General features: G+C 63.2%; 13 protein-coding genes and 1 tRNA gene. All 14 read right to left on the minus strand.

All coding sequences use genetic code 11. The features are described from left to right. Positions 1-29: 29 nt before the first annotated feature. Positions 30-698, minus strand: a complete 669-nt coding sequence (locus ACN5W5_RS23600; protein ID WP_420050849.1) for a DUF4390 domain-containing protein — start codon at positions 696-698, stop codon at positions 30-32. 16 nt (positions 699-714) lie between these two features. Beyond that, positions 715-2,064 carry a 16S rRNA (cytosine(967)-C(5))-methyltransferase RsmB gene (rsmB, locus tag ACN5W5_RS23605; protein WP_420050850.1) on the minus strand — a complete coding sequence of 450 codons (1,350 nt, stop codon included), beginning with the start codon at positions 2,062-2,064 and terminating at the stop codon, positions 715-717. 25 nt (positions 2,065-2,089) lie between these two features. Beyond that, on the minus strand, positions 2,090-3,160 hold the full coding sequence (locus tag ACN5W5_RS23610) for a M48 family metalloprotease (RefSeq protein ID WP_420050851.1): 1,071 nt from the start codon (positions 3,158-3,160) through the stop codon (positions 2,090-2,092). A gap of 1 nt (position 3,161) precedes the next feature. Next, complete coding sequence (locus ACN5W5_RS23615; RefSeq protein ID WP_420050852.1) at positions 3,162-3,755, minus strand: LemA family protein; 594 nt, start codon at positions 3,753-3,755, stop codon at positions 3,162-3,164. A 180-nt stretch (positions 3,756-3,935) separates the two neighbouring features. Beyond that, positions 3,936-8,150 carry a DNA-directed RNA polymerase subunit beta' gene (gene rpoC / locus ACN5W5_RS23620; protein ID WP_420050853.1) on the minus strand — a complete coding sequence of 1,405 codons (4,215 nt, stop codon included), beginning with the start codon at positions 8,148-8,150 and terminating at the stop codon, positions 3,936-3,938. Between the two features lie 27 nt (positions 8,151-8,177). After that, a complete protein-coding gene (rpoB, locus tag ACN5W5_RS23625; protein ID WP_420050854.1) occupies positions 8,178-12,302 on the minus strand; it encodes a DNA-directed RNA polymerase subunit beta in 4,125 nt (1,374 codons plus the stop codon). Between the two features lie 336 nt (positions 12,303-12,638). After that, positions 12,639-13,013, minus strand: a complete 375-nt coding sequence (gene rplL / locus ACN5W5_RS23630; protein WP_177132494.1) for a 50S ribosomal protein L7/L12 — start codon at positions 13,011-13,013, stop codon at positions 12,639-12,641. A 41-nt stretch (positions 13,014-13,054) separates the two neighbouring features. Then, entirely contained in the window at positions 13,055-13,621 is a 567-nt protein-coding gene (gene rplJ, locus ACN5W5_RS23635; protein WP_177132497.1) for a 50S ribosomal protein L10, read from the minus strand. A 254-nt stretch (positions 13,622-13,875) separates the two neighbouring features. Continuing rightward, a complete protein-coding gene (gene rplA, locus ACN5W5_RS23640) occupies positions 13,876-14,571 on the minus strand; it encodes a 50S ribosomal protein L1 (RefSeq protein WP_177132498.1) in 696 nt (231 codons plus the stop codon). Beyond that, positions 14,572-15,003: a 50S ribosomal protein L11 gene (gene rplK / locus ACN5W5_RS23645; RefSeq protein WP_077333067.1), complete on the minus strand. Its 432-nt coding sequence runs from the start codon at positions 15,001-15,003 to the stop codon at positions 14,572-14,574. Between the two features lie 115 nt (positions 15,004-15,118). Then, on the minus strand, positions 15,119-15,694 hold the full coding sequence (nusG, locus tag ACN5W5_RS23650; RefSeq protein WP_177132500.1) for a transcription termination/antitermination protein NusG: 576 nt from the start codon (positions 15,692-15,694) through the stop codon (positions 15,119-15,121). After that, positions 15,694-16,077, minus strand: coding sequence for a preprotein translocase subunit SecE (gene secE / locus ACN5W5_RS23655; RefSeq protein ID WP_177132502.1), 384 nt, complete (start codon positions 16,075-16,077; stop codon positions 15,694-15,696). The genes nusG and secE overlap by 1 nt, the downstream gene beginning before the upstream one ends. 147 nt (positions 16,078-16,224) lie before the next feature. Next, positions 16,225-16,300 (minus strand) — tRNA-Trp (locus ACN5W5_RS23660). A 28-nt stretch (positions 16,301-16,328) separates the two neighbouring features. Next, on the minus strand, positions 16,329-17,519 hold the full coding sequence (gene tuf / locus ACN5W5_RS23665) for an elongation factor Tu (RefSeq protein ID WP_420050742.1): 1,191 nt from the start codon (positions 17,517-17,519) through the stop codon (positions 16,329-16,331). Between the last annotated feature and the right edge of the window lie 6 nt (positions 17,520-17,525).

Below are 17,525 nucleotides of genomic sequence, written 5' to 3' on the forward strand. Positions count from 1 at the left end.
GTGGGAGAGGATCCGAAGGCAATCGCGTATCAACGCGCCGACTCGCCGGGCTTGACCTCAACAGCGATTTCCGGGTGCGGTTCGACCGGTGCGCGCATGGGCACGTCAAGGCGGCCGTCCACCTCGATGTTCCAGTCAGACTGGGTCGCCATGCCGATCTGGAACGGGCGGGGCAGCAGGGAAAGATCCAGGCTGAAGCGCCATTCGACCCGGTGCTCGACATCGTTGTCCAGCCGTGCGGCGTCGGCAATCGCCCAGTTGGAAACGCGGCCCACCACCGCCAGTACCTCATCGAGGCCCTCGAAGTTCTGGTGCAGCGCGTATTGCAGTGCCGCAGCACCGGCGCCTGTCACACCATCGTGGGCCTGACTCAGGCGCCAGCGCCGGGTCAGCGGCTGGTAGGCGAGCCGGAAAGTGCGAACCACCGAACTCACGCGCTTGTCGGTCCAGTACCAGCGGTCGCGGTACACGTCGGCCTGCCAGACGAAGTACATCGGCACCCCTTTGAACAGGGCATCTTCAACCGCTGGCGTGGCCACCGAGCCCAGCCGCACGGTGAGGGTCAGTGCGTCCGTGTTCCGCTGCAGGCCGACAAACTGGATCTCGGGCTCGCGCGCCATGGCCGGCGCTGCCAGGCAGGCGAGCGCGAACACCCAGACCAGCGCACGAACACACCGCAGCGACAGGCTCCCTACCACCCGGCGCACCGCCCCATCAAGGACCAGCCTTGTCGATGCGTGCGTAATAAAAACCGTCGTATCCACCGGGCACATTGTCGTAGAACTCCCCATTGGCAACGACAGTTCCAGGGAGCAAATGGCCCGGCGAGGGCAGCAGAACGGCATCGGTGTGGCGCTGCAGAAACGCATTGACCTGTTCTGATCCTTCGGCATGAAACACGGAGCAGGTGCAATACAGCAGGCGACCGCCCGGCTTGAGCAGCGGCCACAGCCGCTCCAGCAACTGCCGCTGCACGGCCACGAGCTGGGCCACGTCGCTGGCACGGCGCAGCCAGCGCACGTCGGGGTGCCGACGCACGATGCCCGAAGCCGTGCAGGGCGCGTCAAGCAGGATGGCGTCAAAGGGGCGCCCGTCCCACCAGCCCGCGGTGTTGGCGGCGTCGGCGCACTGCACCTCGGCGCTCAGGCCCAGGCGGCTCAGGTTGTCGTGGATGCGGGTGCAGCGCCGGGCGTCGACGTCCAGCGCGAGCAGGTCGAGATCGGCGCGTTCGAGCAGGTGCGCGGTTTTGCCGCCGGGCGCGGCACAGGCGTCGAGCACGCGGTCGGCGGTGCTCCAGGCGCGGCCGTCGAGCAGCAGGCTGGCGGCCATCTGGGCCGCTGCGTCCTGCACGGAAACATGCCCTCGGGCAAAGCCGGGCAGGCGCTCCACCGGCTGCGCGGCCGACAGCACCAGACCGTCATCGCCCACCGGGCTGGCCGACAGACCGGCGGCCTCCAGCACGGCGCGGTAGTCGTCCCGCGCGGCGCGGCGCCGGTTGACCCGCAGCGCCATCGGGCCGGGTACGTTGTTGGCCTCGAGGATCGCGGCCCAGTGCTCGGGATGATCGTGCTGCAGCCGCTCCACCCACCACAGCGGGTGGTTCCAGCGCGCGACCGGATCGTCCACCAGCTGCGCGCACAAGGCCTCTCGCTCGCGCAGAAACCGGCGCAGGCAGGCGTTGAGAAAGCCCGCCTGCATGCTGGTGCTGCGCTGCTGCTTGGCCGCCTCCACCGTCTGATCCACGACGGTGTGGGGCTGGTAGTGCTGCCCGTTTTCATCCCCCAGCAGCACGGCCAGCGCACTGTGCAGCAAGGCCAGCACCGGTGCTGCGGGCGCACGCTGGGCCAACAGCCGACCGAGCGCGCGCGCGGCGCCGAGCTGACGCAGGGTCTGGAAGGTGAGCGCCTGCACACCCGGTCGCAGCGCCGAAACGATTTGCGGCAGCACCTCGCTGAGCGAGTGGCCCTGTTCGACCGCGAGCACACAGTGCGCGGTCCAGCGCAACTGAGTGGCCAGCGTGGGCGCGCTGGGCACCGGGCGGTCTGCGGGGCGGGTAGAAGTCAATGAGGGTCCTGCTTGAAGTTCACGGTCAGATGAGTGTCCAGCCCGGAGCCTGAGGGTCTGAAGGCCCGGTCGCCGGGTTCTGGCCCGGGGTGGTGGCATCCAGCGTGCGGTCGCGCTCCAGAGGCAGCGCCCCCATGGGGCGCCCATAGATCCGGCGAATGCGCTGCTCCAGCGTGGGGTGCGAATCGAGCCAGTGTGCCACCTGACCGACCTCGTTCCCCACCAGCAGCATGTGTTGCACTGTGGAGCCGAGCTGGCGGGGTTCAAAGTCCGCCTGGCGCTCGCTCATGGCCTTGCGCAGCACACCGCCGAGGCCATCGCGGCTGCGCGTCCATTGCACGGCGCGCGCGTCGGCCAGGTATTCGCGCTGGCGCGACACCGCCGCCTGCAACGCATGCCCGGCCACCCAGCCCAGCCAGCCGGCGGCCATGATGGCCAGACCCAGCAAGGCAGCGGCCATGCGCCGACCCCGCTCATCGGGCTCAAACAGGTGCTGGCCCATGCGGTAGAGCATCTCCAGACCAAACACCATGCCGATCAACCGCATGTTGAGGCGCGTATCGCCCTCCCGGATGTGGCTGAACTCGTGGGCCACGAGCCCCTGCAATTCTTCGCGCGTCAGGACCTCCAGCGCACCCCGGGTGACAGCGACAACCGCATCGTCCTCGTCCCAGCCGGTGGCAAAGGCATTGATGCCCTGGTCGCGCGCCACCACCATGGCGGTCGGCCGCTTCAGCCCGGATGAGATGGCCATCTCGTCAACGATGTTGCAGAAGCGCCGCTCGTCGAAATCGCCCGATGGCTGCGCGGGCCGTGCGCCCATCTGTTCGGCCAGGCGCTGGCCGCCACCACTGGCCAGACGCGAGGTTTCCACCCACCAGCCACCCAGCACGAACAACAGCACCACAGCGGTGTTGACGGCGAAAAAGTGCCGAGGGAATCCGGCGCCCGGGAACCAGAAGCTCCACGTCAACCCCCAGGCCAGGGCCAGAGCCGCATTGACCGCCAGCACCAGCAGCAACACGGTGAGCGCGAACACCAGCAGCAGTTGACGCGTCTGGCCCCGCGCCTCGCGTTGGGATTCGAAAATCAGCACGTCAGAACGCCACCTTCACGGGCTGGCGCTCGACTTCGCTGCTGGTGGATTCCAGCATCGACTGGGTGGAGAAATTGAACAGGCGCGCCACGATCAGCGTCGGAAACTGGGCCGCCGCATCGTTGAATTCGAGCACATGGTCGTTGTAAGCCTGGCGCGCGAAACCAATGCGGTTTTCGGTGCTGGAGAGCTCTTCACTGAGCTCCCGCATGGTCTGGTCGGCCTTCAGATCGGGGTAGGCCTCGGCCACCGCGAACAGGCGCCCGAGCGCGCCACCGAGCAGTTGCTCGGCTCCCGCGAGTGCACCCAGCGCGCCCGCGTTCAGGGGGCTGGCGGCAGCGCCTTGTTCGGCGCTGCGGGCCTGGTTGCGCGCGGCGATCACGGCTTCCAGGGTCTGCGCCTCGTGAGCCAGATACTTGCGCGCGACCTCAACCAGGTTGGGGATCAGGTCGTAGCGCCGTTTCAGCTGCACATCGATCTGGCCGAACGCGTTGGCGATGGCGTTTTTCAGCCGCACCAGGCGGTTGTAGGCGCCCACGGCCCAGAACACCAACGCCAGCCCAACGGCCAGCAAAACCCACAAAGTAGCCGACATGGTGTGTGAACTCCGGTTGTTGAACAAGCGCCCCGATCCGGTGCCAGGGCGCAGGCAATATACCCCAGCGCCTGTCGGCGCTGTCAGGGGCGTTGGCCATCGGGCAAAAAAAACGCCTCCGGCCAGATGGCCGGAGGCGTTCAGGAACCCGGCGATGATGCCGGGTTCAGGTGAGTTGGCTTATTCAGCCGCTTCGTTGGTGCTCGAAGCGTCGGCCTGATCGGCCGCCAGCGACACGGCGTCGGCTTCGGCAATGGCACGGCGCTCTTCGTCGTCCATCTTCTCCTTGATCTTGCGCGCTTCGTGGTACGCCATGCCGGTACCGGCCGGGATCAGGCGACCCACGATCACGTTTTCCTTCAGGCCACGCAGCTCGTCGCGCTTGCCCATGATGGCCGCTTCGGTGAGCACGCGGGTGGTTTCCTGGAAGGAGGCCGCCGAGATGAAGGAGTCGGTGGACAGCGAGGCCTTGGTGATGCCCAGCAGCACGTTGCTGTAGACCGCGGGCAGCTTGCCCTCGGCGCGCAGCGCGTCGTTGGTGTTGAGGATCTCCGAACGCTCGACCTGCTCGCCAGCGATGTACGACGAATCGCCCACGCTGTCGACGATCACGCGGCGCAGCATCTGGCGAACGATCACTTCGATGTGCTTGTCGTTGATCTTCACGCCCTGCAGACGGTACACGTCCTGCACTTCGTCCACGATGTAGCGCGACAGCTCTTCGATGCCCAGCAGGCGCAGGATGTCCTGCGGATCGGCCGGGCCGTCGACCACGCTCTCGCCCTTGTTGACCACCTGGCCTTCGTGCACCAGGATGTTCTTTTCCTTGGGGATGAGTTCGTCCCAGATCTTGCCTTCCGGATCGGTGATCTGCAGGCGGACCTTGCCCTTGGTTTCCTTGCCGAACGACACGGTACCGGTCATCTCGGCCAGCATGCCCTTGTCTTTCGGGCTGCGGGCTTCGAACAGCTCGGCCACCCGCGGCAGACCGCCGGTGATGTCGCGCGTCTTCTGGCCTTCGACCGGGATGCGGGCGAGCACGTGGCCGGGGCCGACGTCCTGACCGTCGCGCACTTCCAGCAGCGCGCCGATCTGGAAGCCCACCGTCACCGAGTGGTCGGTGCCGGGTATCTTCACTTCGTTGCCCTGGGCGTCGAGCAGCTTGACCAGCGGACGCACCACCTTGGTCGAACCGCGGTGCTTCGGATCGATCACCACCAGCGAGGACAGACCGGTCACGTCGTTGACCTGCTTGGCCACCGTCAGACCTTCTTCCACGTTCTCGAACTTCACCTGACCGGCGAATTCCGTGATGATGGGTCGGGTCAGCGGGTCCCAATTGGCCAGGATCGCGCCGGCCTTGATGGCCTGGTCGGCCTTGACCGCCAGGATGGCGCCGTAAGGCACCTTGTGGCGTTCGCGCTCACGACCGATTTCATCGTGGATGATGATTTCGCCGGAGCGCGCGATCACCACCAGCTCGCCCTTGGTGTTGGTCACATAACGCATGGTGGCGTTGAAACCGATCGAACCGCTGGACTTGGCTTCCACGCTGGAGGCCACGGCCGCACGCGACGCCGCACCACCGATGTGGAAGGTACGCATGGTCAGCTGCGTGCCGGGTTCACCAATGGACTGGGCAGCGATCACACCGACGGCTTCACCGATGTTCACCAGACCACCACGGCCCAGGTCGCGGCCATAGCACTTGGCGCAGATGCCGAAGCGGGTCTCGCAGGTCAGTGCGGTGCGCACCTTCACCTCGTCCACGCCAGCGGCTTCCAGCTCGTCGAGCATGTCTTCGTCCAGCAGGGTGCCGGCCGGCAACAGGACCGCGCGGGTCTCCGGGTGGATCACCTCATCGCAGGTGGTGCGGCCCAGGATGCGGTCGCGCAGCGACTCGATCACTTCACCGCCTTCGACGATGGCGCGCATCACCGTGCCGTTGCTCGTGCCGCAGTCCTGGCTGTTGACCACCAGATCCTGCGTCACGTCCACCAGACGTCGGGTCAGGTAACCCGAGTTCGCGGTCTTCAGCGCCGTGTCGGCCAGACCCTTTCGGGCGCCGTGGGTGGAGATGAAGTACTGCAACACGTTCAGACCTTCACGGAAGTTCGCCGTGATGGGGGTCTCGATGATGGAGCCATCGGGCTTGGCCATCAGGCCACGCATGCCGGCCAGCTGGCGGATCTGGGCCGCGGAACCGCGGGCACCCGAGTCGGCCATCATGTAGATGGAGTTGAAGGACTCCTGGTCCACTTCCTTGCCGTGGCGGTCGGTGGTCTTCTGCTTGGCCAGCTGGGCCATCATCACCTTGGAGATCTCGTCACCGGCCTTGCCCCAGATGTCCACCACCTTGTTGTAGCGCTCGCCCGCGGTCACCAGACCCGAAGCGTATTGCTGGGCGATTTCCTTCACCTCTTTTTCCGAGCGCTCGATGATGGCCGGCTTTTCCTTCGGCACCAGCATGTCGTCCACGGCGATCGAGATGCCGGCACGGGTCGCCAGGCGGAAACCGTTCTGCAGCAGCTTGTCGGCGAAGACCACCGTTTCCTTCAGACCGCACTTGCGGAAGGACACGTTGATCAGCTTGGAGATTTCCTTCTTCTTCAGCGGCTTGTTCAGCACTTCGAAAGGCAGGCCCTTGGGCAGGATCTCGGACAGCAGCGCACGGCCAACCGTCGTGTCCACCAGGGACACGAAGGGCGTGAATTCGCCCGTCGCCTTGTCCAGCGTGTACTGCTGCAGACGCACGCTGATCTTGGCGGTGATTTCGACTGCGCCGTTGTCCAGCGCGCGCTGCAGCTCCAGCAGGTCGGCGAAGATCATGCCTTCGCCCTTGCCGTTGATGCGCTCGCGGGTCGCGTAGTACAGACCCAGCACCACGTCTTGCGACGGCACGATGGAGGGCTCGCCGTTGGCCGGGAACAGGATGTTGTTCGAGGCCAGCATCAGGGTGCGGGCTTCGATCTGCGCTTCCACCGACAGTGGCACGTGAACGGCCATCTGGTCACCGTCGAAGTCGGCGTTGAAGGCCGCGCAAACGAGGGGGTGCAGCTGGATCGCCTTGCCTTCGATCAGGATGGGTTCGAAGGCCTGGATGCCCAGGCGGTGCAGCGTCGGTGCGCGGTTCAGCATCACCGGGTGCTCTTTGATCACCTCTTCCAGGATGTCCCACACCACCGGCGTGCCGGCTTCCACTTCCTTCTTCGCGGCCTTGATGGTGGTCGCGATGCCCATGGCTTCCAGGCGCGAGAAGATGAAGGGCTTGAACAGCTCCAGGGCCATCAGCTTGGGCAGGCCGCACTGGTGCAGCTTGAGCGTCGGTCCGACCACGATGACCGAACGGCCCGAGTAGTCAACGCGCTTGCCCAGCAAGTTCTGACGGAAACGACCGCTCTTGCCTTTGATCATGTCAGCCAGCGACTTCAGGGCGCGCTTGTTGGCGCCCGTCATGGCCTTGCCACGGCGGCCGTTGTCCAGCAGCGAGTCCACGGCTTCCTGCAGCATGCGCTTTTCGTTGCGCGCAATGATCTCAGGGGCCTTGAGTTCCAGCAGACGGCGCAGGCGGCTGTTGCGGTTGATGACGCGGCGGTACAGGTCGTTCAGGTCGGAGGTCGCGAAGCGGCCACCATCCAGGGGCACCAGCGGACGCAGGTCCGGCGGCAGCACGGGCAGCACGTCGAGCACCATCCACTCGGGCTTGATGCCCGATTTCTTGAAGGCTTCCAGCACCTTGAGGCGCTTGGCGTTCTTCTTGATCTTGAGCTCGGAGCCGGTCAGGTCGTTGCGCAGCTTCTCGATCTCGATGTCGAGGTCGATCGCCTGCAGCAGTTCCTTGATGCCTTCGGCGCCCATCTTGGCGATGAATTCGTCGCCGAATTCCTTGCGCTTGGCGTCAAAGTCGTCTTCGCTCATGATCGCGAATTTCTTCAGCGGGGTCATGCCCGGATCGACGATCACATAGGCTTCAAAGTACAGCACGCGTTCGATGTCACGCAGCGTCATGTCCAGGATCAGGCCCAGACGCGAAGGCAGCGACTTCAGGAACCAGATGTGGGCGCAGGGCGCGGCCAGATCGATGTGACCCATGCGCTCGCGGCGCACCTTGGTCTGCGTGACTTCAACGCCGCACTTCTCGCAGATCACGCCGCGGTGCTTGAGGCGCTTGTACTTGCCGCACAGGCATTCGTAGTCCTTGATGGGACCAAAAATCTTGGCGCAGAACAGGCCGTCGCGCTCGGGCTTGAACGTGCGGTAGTTGATGGTTTCGGGCTTTTTGACTTCGCCGAAAGACCACGAGCGGATTTTTTCCGGCGAAGCCAGGCCGATGCGGATGGCATCGAAATGCTCGTCGGGCGTGAACTGCTTGAACAGGTCGAGTAATGATTTCATGGGTTCAATCCTTGTCTTGCCGGCGAATTAGGAGCGTTCCAACTCGATGTCGATACCGAGCGAGCGAATTTCCTTGACCAGCACGTTGAACGACTCGGGCATGCCCGCTTCGATCGAGTGCTCGCCCTTGACGATGCTTTCGTACACCTTGGTGCGGCCCTGCACGTCGTCGGACTTGACGGTGAGCATTTCCTGCAGGATGTAGGAAGCGCCATAGGCTTCCAGCGCCCACACTTCCATCTCGCCGAAACGCTGACCACCGAACTGCGCCTTGCCGCCCAGCGGCTGCTGCGTGACCAGGGAGTACGGGCCGGTGGAACGGGCGTGCATCTTGTCGTCAACCAGGTGGTGCAGCTTCAGGAAGTGCATGTAACCCACGGTGGTCTTGCGCTCGAAAGCGTCACCGGTGCGACCGTCGTACAGCTGCGCCTGGGTGCGGGTTTCGGTCAGGCCCTTCTTGGCGGCGATGTCGTCCGGGTACGCCAGCTTCAGCATGGCGCGGATTTCGTCTTCCGATGCACCATCGAACACCGGAGTCGCAAACGGCACACCGTTCTGCAGGTTCTCGGCCATTTCCATCACGTCAGCGTCGCTGAGGTCGGACAGAGTTTCCTTCTTGCCGGTGTGGTTGTAGACCGTTTCCAGGAACGTGCGCATTTCAGAAGCCTTGGCTTCCTGTTGCAGCATGTCGCCGATGCGCTGACCGATGCCCTTGCCGGCCCAGCCCAGGTGGACTTCCAGCACCTGACCCACGTTCATGCGCGAAGGCACGCCGAGCGGATTCAGCACGATGTCGGCGGGCGTGCCGTCGGCCATGTAAGGCATGTCTTCGACCGGAACGATCTTGGAAACGACACCCTTGTTGCCGTGGCGGCCGGCCATCTTGTCACCCGGCTGCAGGCGGCGCTTGACGGCCAGGTAGACCTTGACCATCTTCAGCACGCCAGCCGGCAGCTCGTCGCCTTGCGTGAGCTTCTTGCGCTTTTCTTCAAACGCGAGGTCGAAGCTGTGGCGCGTCTGCTCCATGGAGTTCTTGATCGACTCCAGCTGGGCGGCGACTTCGTCGTCGGCCGGGCGGATGTCAAACCAGTGGTACTTCTCGACGTCGGCCAGGTAGGCCTTGTCGATGGTCGTGCCCTTGGACAGCTTCTTCGGGCCACCGTTGGCGATCTTGCCGGTCAGCAGCTTCTCGATACGGTCGAAGGCGTCGGCTTCCACGATGCGCAGCTGGTCGTTCAGGTCCAGGCGGAAGCGCTTGAGTTCGTCGTCGATGATCTGCTGGGCGCGCTTGTCGCGCGTGATGCCTTCGCGGGTGAAGACCTGCACGTCGATCACGGTGCCTTGTGAGCCCTGGTCCACGCGCAGCGAGGTGTCCTTCACATCGCTGGCCTTCTCGCCAAAGATGGCGCGCAGCAGTTTTTCTTCAGGCGTCAGCGTGGTCTCGCCCTTGGGCGTGACCTTGCCGACCAGCACGTCGCCGGGCAGCACTTCGGCGCCGACGTAGATGATGCCGGAGTCGTCCAGGCGGTTGAGCTGCTGCTCGGCCAGGTTGGGGATGTCGCGGGTGATTTCTTCCGCACCCAGCTTGGTGTCGCGCGCCATGACCACCAGTTCCTCGATGTGGATCGAGGTGTAGCGGTCTTCGGCGACCACGCGCTCGGAGATCAGGATCGAGTCTTCGAAGTTGTAGCCGTTCCAGGGCATGAAGGCGATCAGCATGTTCTGGCCGATCGAGATTTCACCCAGGTCGGTCGAAGCGCCATCGGCGATCACGTCACCCTTGCCCAGCTGATCGCCCTTCTTGACGATGGGACGCTGGTGGATGTTGGTGTTCTGGTTGGAACGCTGGTACTTGATCAGGTTGTAGATGTCCACACCGACTTCACCGGCCACGGCTTCGGCGTCGTTCACGCGGATCACGATGCGGGTCGCGTCCACGTAGTCGACCACACCGCCGCGCTTGGCGGTGACCACGGTGCCGGAGTCGATCGCGGCGACGCGCTCGATGCCGGTGCCGACCAGCGGCTTTTCGGGGCGCAGCACGGGCACGGCCTGGCGCGACATGTTGGCGCCCATCAGCGCGCGGTTCGCGTCATCGTGCTCCAGGAAGGGCACCAGCGAAGCGGCCACGGACACGATCTGCGCGGGCGACACGTCCATGTACTGGATGGTGTCGGCCGTGGTCAGGATGGATTCACCCTTTTCACGCGCAGAGATCAGGTCACCGGTCAGACGGCCTTCGGCGTCCAGCATGGCATTGGCCTGGGCGATGACGTACTTGCCTTCTTCGATGGCCGACAGGTAGTCGATCTGGTTCGTCACCTGGCCATCGATCACGCGACGGTACGGGGTTTCGATGAAACCGTATTCGTTCAGACGGGCGTACAGGGCCAGCGAGTTGATCAGACCGATGTTCGGACCTTCAGGCGTTTCGATCGGGCAGACGCGACCGTAGTGGGTCACGTGCACGTCGCGCACTTCGAAGCCGGCACGTTCGCGGGTCAGACCACCCGGGCCAAGGGCCGACACGCGGCGCTTGTGGGTGATCTCGGCCAGCGGGTTGGTCTGGTCCATGAACTGCGACAGCTGGGACGCACCGAAAAACTCCTTCAGGGCGGCCGAAATCGGCTTGGAGTTGATCAGGTCGTGCGGCATCAACGGCTCTTGCTCTGCCTGGCCCAGACGCTCTTTCACGGCTTTTTCGATGCGCGCCAGACCGGTGCGGTACTGGTTCTCGGCGAGTTCGCCGACGCAGCGCACGCGGCGGTTGCCCAGGTGGTCGATGTCATCGACTTCACCACGGCCGTTGCGCAGGTCCACGAGGATCTTGACCACGGCCAGGATGTCTTCGTTGGACAGCACCATGGCGCCGGTGGATTCGTCGCGGCCCACGCGGGCGTTGAACTTCATGCGGCCCACGCGCGACAGGTCGTACGTGTCCGGGTTGTAGAACAGGCGGTGGAACAGGGCCTGCACCGCGTCTTCGGTTGGCGGTTCGCCGGGGCGCATCATGCGGTAGATGGCGACACGGGCGGCGAACTCGTCAGCGGTTTCGTCGCTGCGCAGGGTCTGCGAAATGTAGGCGCCCTGGTCGAGTTCGTTGGTGTAGAGGCACTGCAGGTCCTGCACGCCCGAGGTGCGCAGTTTCTTCAGCAGCACTTCGGTCAACTCGTCGTTGGCCTTGGCGATGATCTCGCCGGTGTCGGCGTCAACGATGTTGCGCGCGACCACGCGGCCGATCATGAAGTCTTCGGGCACGCTGATGTGCGTGGTGCCGGACTGTTCCATCTCACGGGTATGGCGCACGGTGATGCGCTTGTCCTTGGCGACCACGACCTTGCCCGACTTGTCGGTGATGTCGAAACGGGCCACCTCGCCACGCAGGCGCTCGGGCACGAAGGCCATCTGGGCGCCGCTGTCCATCAGGCGGAAGTGGTCGTTGACGAAGAAGTTGGCCAGGATGGTTTCCGGCGTCAGACCGATGGCCTTGAGCAGGATGGTGACCGGCATCTTGCGGCGGCGGTCGACGCGGAAGAACAGCACGTCTTTCGGATCGAACTCGAAGTCGAGCCACGAACCGCGATAAGGAATGATGCGGGCCGAGAACAGCAGCTTGCCCGAGCTGTGGGTCTTGCCCTTGTCGTGTTCGAAGAACACACCGGGTGAGCGGTGCAGCTGCGACACGATGACACGCTCGGTGCCGTTGATGATGAAGGAACCCTTGTCGGTCATCAGGGGCACTTCGCCCATGTAAACCTCTTGCTCCTTGACTTCCTTGATCACCTTGGACTGGCTGGTCGAGGACTCGCGGTCATAGATGATGAGCTGCACGCGGGCGCGCACAGCCGAAGCAAACGTCAGACCACGGGTCTGGCATTCGCGCACGTCAAACGCCGGCTTGGCCAGGTTGTATTCGACGAACTTCATCTCGACAAAGCCGTTGTGCGAGACGATGGGGAATGCCGCTTCGAACGCTGCCTGCAGGCCCTCGTTGGTGCGCTTTTTGGGAGCCGAATCGGCTTGCAGGAACGCGGTGTACGCGTCCTTTTGCATCTGCAAGAGGTAAGGGATCGCGATGACGGTTTCGCGGGTGCCAAAACTCTTTCGGATGCGTTTGCGTTCGGTGTATGAATAATTCGATGCTGTGGCCATGAGATCTCCGGGCTTGAGGTCTGCGGCGACTGTCTGCCTACCAGGGATGGACTCCTGGTGACTTGCTTGGTGGCTGGCCTCTACCAACCATTGGCGGACGGCCCGTGCATTGCACACGGGCCCGAACCAAGTCGTTTTCTGCAGTCGGGGTCAGAAAACACTGATAAGCAGACTCTGGCGAGTCTGCTTATCAGTGTCTATTTAAAACACTGCGCCAATGCCATGGGCGTTGACAGTGGGCGAACCCACTGCGCCAGCCCATTGGCACTGGCGGCTCAGAAAGCACCAAAGGCTGGAGGCTCTTTCGAGCACTCCAGCCCTGGCCTGGCGAGCGAATTACTTCAACTCGGCCTTGGCGCCGGCATCCACCAGCTTCTTCACTGCGGCTTCGGCGTCGGCCTTGGCAACAGCTTCTTTCACGTTCTTCGGAGCGCCGTCGACCAGGTCCTTGGCTTCTTTCAGGCCCAGACCGGTGATTTCGCGCACGGCCTTGATGACGGAGACCTTGTTGGCGCCGGCTTCGAGCAGCACAACGTTGAATTCGGTCTTCTCTTCAGCAGCAGCAGCGGCACCGCCACCACCAGCGGCAGGAGCGGCCATGGCGGCAGCGCTCACACCAAACTTCTCTTCGATGGCTTTCACCAGGTCGTTGAGTTCCATGACCGTCATGCTGTCCAGCGCGGTCAAAAATGCGTCTTTATCGAATGCCATTTTGATTTCCTAACAATTGGTTAAACGAATCTGCCGCGCGCTCAGGCGGCGGCAGCGTCTTCTGCCGGTGCGGCGGGTTCAGCTGCGGGTTCTGCAGCTGCTTCTGCCGGAGCGGCAGCGCCTTCGCCTTTTTTCGCCGCCAACGCGCCCAGCACAACGGCCGTACGCGAAATAGGCGACATCAGCAAGCCACACAGCTGAGCCAACAGCACTTCCTTGGAAGGGATGCTGGCGAGCTGCTTGACGCCCTCGATGTCCAGGACTTTGCCACCGTAGACGCCAGCGCGAATCACCAACTTGTCGTTGGTTTTCGCGAATTCGGCCACCACTTTCGCGGCGGCCACGGCGTCTTCGGAGAAGCCATAGATCAGCGGACCGGTCATCTGGTCGGCGACCACTTCAAAACTGCTGCCAGCCACCGCACGGCGGGCCAGGGTGTTTTTCAACACGCTCAGGCTCACACCGCTGTTGCGGGCTGTGACACGCAATTTGTCCATGTTCGCGACCGTGATGCCACGGTATTCCGCCATCACGAGCGTTTGAGCTTTAGCGGCGAGGCTGGTCACTTCGGAAATGACCGCTTCTTTCTCACTGCGATTCAGACTCAAGGTCTACTCCTTAAATGTGCCCTCGGCCCAAAAGCCTCCGGCACGCCTCATTGCAGCGACCAACTGTTTCAGGAACTCATTCCATCTGCAGCGGGATCGCCATCTGCGTTGGCTTATCACAATTAAGTCGGTCGGCGCTCTAACGAACACTCCCCGACACCAACGGTCTTGGATGGCCCCGTGGACTGACGGTACTGTCAAACCCCGGACCCACCACACCCGGGCCACCGGAGTGGCCCGAATTCTTTTCGCGATCAGGCCGCGATGGACTGCATGTCGACGCGAACGCCCACACCCATGGTCGAAGAAACGGCCACTTTGCGCAGGTAAACACCCTTGCTGGTAGCAGGCTTGGCCTTGGTCAGCGCGTCGAGCAGGGCCACCAGGTTGCCCTGGAGCTTGTCGGCTTCGAACGAACGGCGACCGATCGTGCCGTGCACGATGCCGGCCTTGTCAACACGGAACTGCACCTGGCCCGCCTTGGCGTTGCGCACCGCTTGCGCCACGTCAGGCGTCACGGTACCCACCTTGGGGTTGGGCATCAGGCCGCGCGGGCCCAGGATCTGACCCAGGGTACCGACCACACGCATGGCGTCGGGCGAAGCAATGACGACGTCGAAGTCCATCTTGCCGGCCTTGACTTCAGCAGCCAGGTCGTCCATGCCGACGATGTCGGCACCAGCGGCCTTGGCTTCTTCGGCCTTGGCACCCTGGGCGAACACGGCCACGCGCTTGGTCTTGCCGGTGCCGTTGGGCATCACGACGGCGCCACGCACCACCTGGTCGGATTTCTTGGCGTCCACGCCGAGCTGGATCGCCACGTCGATGGATTCGTCAAACTTGGCGTTGGCACATTCTTTGATGATGGCCAGGGCGTCGGTCAGCGCGTAGAGCTTGTTGGCATCCACTTTGCCGGCGAAAGCTTTTTGCTTTTTGGTCAGCTTGGACATTTACACACCCTCCACAATCACGCCCATCGAGCGGGCCGAACCGGCGATCGTGCGCACAGCGGCGTCCACATCGGCGGCGGTCATGTCTTTCATCTTGGTCTTCACGATCTCTTCGAGCTGAGCGCGCGTGATCTTGCCGACCTTTTGCTTGTTGGGCACCGGAGAACCCTTGTCGAGCTTGATGGCCTTCTTGATCATGTAGGTCGCCGGGGGCGTACCCATCTTGAAGGTGAAGCTCTTGTCCGCAAACGCGGTGATGGTCACCGGGATCGGCATGCCGGGCTCAAGACCCTGGGTCTGGGCGTTGAACGCCTTGCAGAACTCCATGATGTTGAGGCCGCGCTGGCCCAGGGCCGGGCCGATCGGTGGGGATGGGTTGGCTTTACCAGCTGGCACTTGCAGCTTGATGAAGCCGACGATTTTTTTCGCCATTTTTTAGCTCCTGCGAGTGCAGACGGCTGCCATCAAGACAACCTCCTCGCGGTGGGGGACCCGGAAAAGACAAATGGCGCTGGCGTCGGGCCGACCCACCAGCGTCACGGAAACCTCAGGTCTTTTCGACCTGGCTGAATTCGAGTTCAACCGGCGTGGCGCGACCGAAAATGGTCACCGACACGCGCATCTTGTTCTTCTCGTAGTTGACTTCTTCGACCGTGCCGTTGAAGTCCGTGAACGGGCCTTCCTTGACGCGCACATATTCGCCCACAACAAATTCCACCTTGTGGCGCGGCTTGTCGGTGCCTTCCTGCATCTGGTTGACGATCTTCTGGACGTCTTCCTCGGAAATCGGGGCCGGGCGGTTTTTGGCACCACCCACGAAACCGGTCACCTTGTTGGTGTGCTTCACCAGGTGCCAGGTTTCGTCGTCCATCACCATTTCCACCAACACGTAGCCGGGGAAAAACTTGCGCTCGGTGGTGCGCTTCTGACCGTTCTTGACCTCCACCACTTCTTCGGTGGGCACCAGGATGCGGCCGAACTTGTCCTGCATGCCCTCGCGGTTGATGCGCTCAATGATGTTGCGCTCGGCCGCCTTTTCCATGCCGGAATAGGCGTGCACCACGTACCAGCGCATGCCCTCAGCGGCCACGCCATCCGTCACAGGACTGTGTTGGTCGGTCATTATTTTCTCCAGCCCAGGATCAGGTCGTAGAACAACCATTCCAGGGTCTTGTCGGTCAGCCACAGAAAGAGCGCCATCACAAACACGAAGGCAAACACATAAGCCGTCATCTGGATCGCTTCCTTGCGCGCCGGCCAGACCACCTTTTTGGCTTCACGCCAGGAATCACGCCCAAAGGCCACAAGCCGCTTGCCGGACTCGGACACACCAAACACCACCACGGCGGCCACCAGGCAAGCGATCAACGCGCCCCATTGCGCGAGCGCACCCCGGCCCGACAGCAGATAAAACGCAACGAACGCCCCCAGCAGCAGCACAACAGCGACCGCCAGCTTGGCCTTGTCGGCGCTGGTGTTGACGGTTTGAACTTCGGAAGAGGCCATGGGGTTCCAGACGATTCGTAACAAAAACGCGCGACATCGAAGCCCGAGGCTTGAGACACGCAAGCCCACCAGAGGTCTTGACGACTTCGGCGGGCTTGTAAACCACGAAAACAGAGCGGATTCAGGTTCCGATGCTTGCCTGTTTTGTGGCAGGGGCAGTAGGAATCGAACCTACAACCTTCGGTTTTGGAGACCGACGCTCTGCCAATTGAGCTATACCCCTACTGGCTGTGCCCTAGCGGGCGTTGAACTTACGCGATGATCTTGGCAACCACACCGGCGCCGACGGTACGGCCACCTTCGCGAATGGCGAAACGCAGACCTTCTTCCATGGCGATCGGGGCAATCAGCTTGACCGTGATCGACACGTTGTCGCCTGGCATGACCATTTCCTTGCCTTCGGGCAGCTCGATCGAGCCGGTCACGTCGGTGGTGCGGAAGTAGAACTGCGGACGGTAGTTGTTGAAGAACGGCGTGTGACGGCCACCTTCATCCTTGGACAGCACGTACACCTCACCCGTGAAGTGGGTGTGGGGCTTGATGGAGCCGGGCTTGCACAGCACCTGGCCGCGCTGCACGTCTTCGCGCTTGGTGCCGCGCAGCAGGATACCGACGTTGTCGCCAGCCTGACCCTGGTCCAGCAGCTTGCGGAACATTTCCACGCCGGTGCAGGTGGTCTTCTGGGTGTCGCTGATACCGACAATTTCGATTTCTTCGCCGACCTTGACGATGCCGCGCTCGATACGACCGGTCACGACGGTGCCGCGGCCGGAGATGGAGAACACATCTTCCACGGGCATCAGGAAGGCACCGTCCACAGCGCGCTCGGGCGTGGGAATGTAGGTGTCCAGGGCGTCGGCCAGCTTCATGATGGCTTCTTCACCCAGGGGGCCCTTGTCGCCTTCGAGGGCGAGCTTGGCCGAGCCGTGGATGATGGGGGTGGCGTCGCCGGGGAAGTCGTACTTATCCAGGAGCTCGCGCACTTCCATTTCGACGAGTTCGAGCAGTTCGGCGTCGTCGACCATGTCGCACTTGTTCAGGAACACGATGATGTAAGGCACGCCCACCTGGCGGGCCAGCAGGATGTGCTCGCGGGTCTGGGGCATCGGGCCGTCAGCGGCGGAGCACACCAGCACGGCGCCATCCATCTGGGCGGCACCGGTGATCATGTTCTTGACGTAGTCGGCGTGGCCGGGGCAGTCAACGTGGGCGTAATGGCGGTTGGCCGTTTCGTATTCCACGTGGGCGGTGTTGATGGTGATGCCGCGGGCCTTTTCTTCAGGCGCTGCGTCGATCTGGTCGTAGGCCTTGGCGGCGCCACCGAACTTGGCCGCCAGCACGGTGGTGATGGCCGCGGTCAGGGTGGTCTTGCCGTGGTCAACGTGACCGATCGTGCCGACGTTGACGTGCGGCTTGGTCCGCTCAAATTTCTCTTTTGCCATTTTTCA

Source organism: Hydrogenophaga sp. ZJX-1 (assembly GCF_048590325.1).
Classification (GTDB): Bacteria; Pseudomonadota; Gammaproteobacteria; order Burkholderiales; family Burkholderiaceae_C; genus Hydrogenophaga.

Excerpts from the sequence above, each read along its gene's own strand:
- rpoB (WP_420050854.1), bottom strand. The coding sequence starts at position 12,302 with ATGGCCACAGCATCGAATTATTCATACACCGAACGCAAACGCATCCGA.
- ACN5W5_RS23615 (WP_420050852.1), bottom strand. The coding sequence starts at position 3,755 with ATGTCGGCTACTTTGTGGGTTTTGCTGGCCGTTGGGCTGGCGTTGGTG.
- rpoC (WP_420050853.1), bottom strand. The coding sequence starts at position 8,150 with ATGAAATCATTACTCGACCTGTTCAAGCAGTTCACGCCCGACGAGCAT.
- rplL (WP_177132494.1), bottom strand. The coding sequence starts at position 13,013 with ATGGCATTCGATAAAGACGCATTTTTGACCGCGCTGGACAGCATGACG.
- tuf (WP_420050742.1), bottom strand. The coding sequence starts at position 17,519 with ATGGCAAAAGAGAAATTTGAGCGGACCAAGCCGCACGTCAACGTCGGC.
- rplK (WP_077333067.1), bottom strand. The coding sequence starts at position 15,003 with ATGGCGAAAAAAATCGTCGGCTTCATCAAGCTGCAAGTGCCAGCTGGT.
- secE (WP_177132502.1), bottom strand. The coding sequence starts at position 16,077 with ATGGCCTCTTCCGAAGTTCAAACCGTCAACACCAGCGCCGACAAGGCC.
- rplA (WP_177132498.1), bottom strand. The coding sequence starts at position 14,571 with ATGTCCAAGCTGACCAAAAAGCAAAAAGCTTTCGCCGGCAAAGTGGAT.
- nusG (WP_177132500.1), bottom strand. The coding sequence starts at position 15,694 with ATGACCGACCAACACAGTCCTGTGACGGATGGCGTGGCCGCTGAGGGC.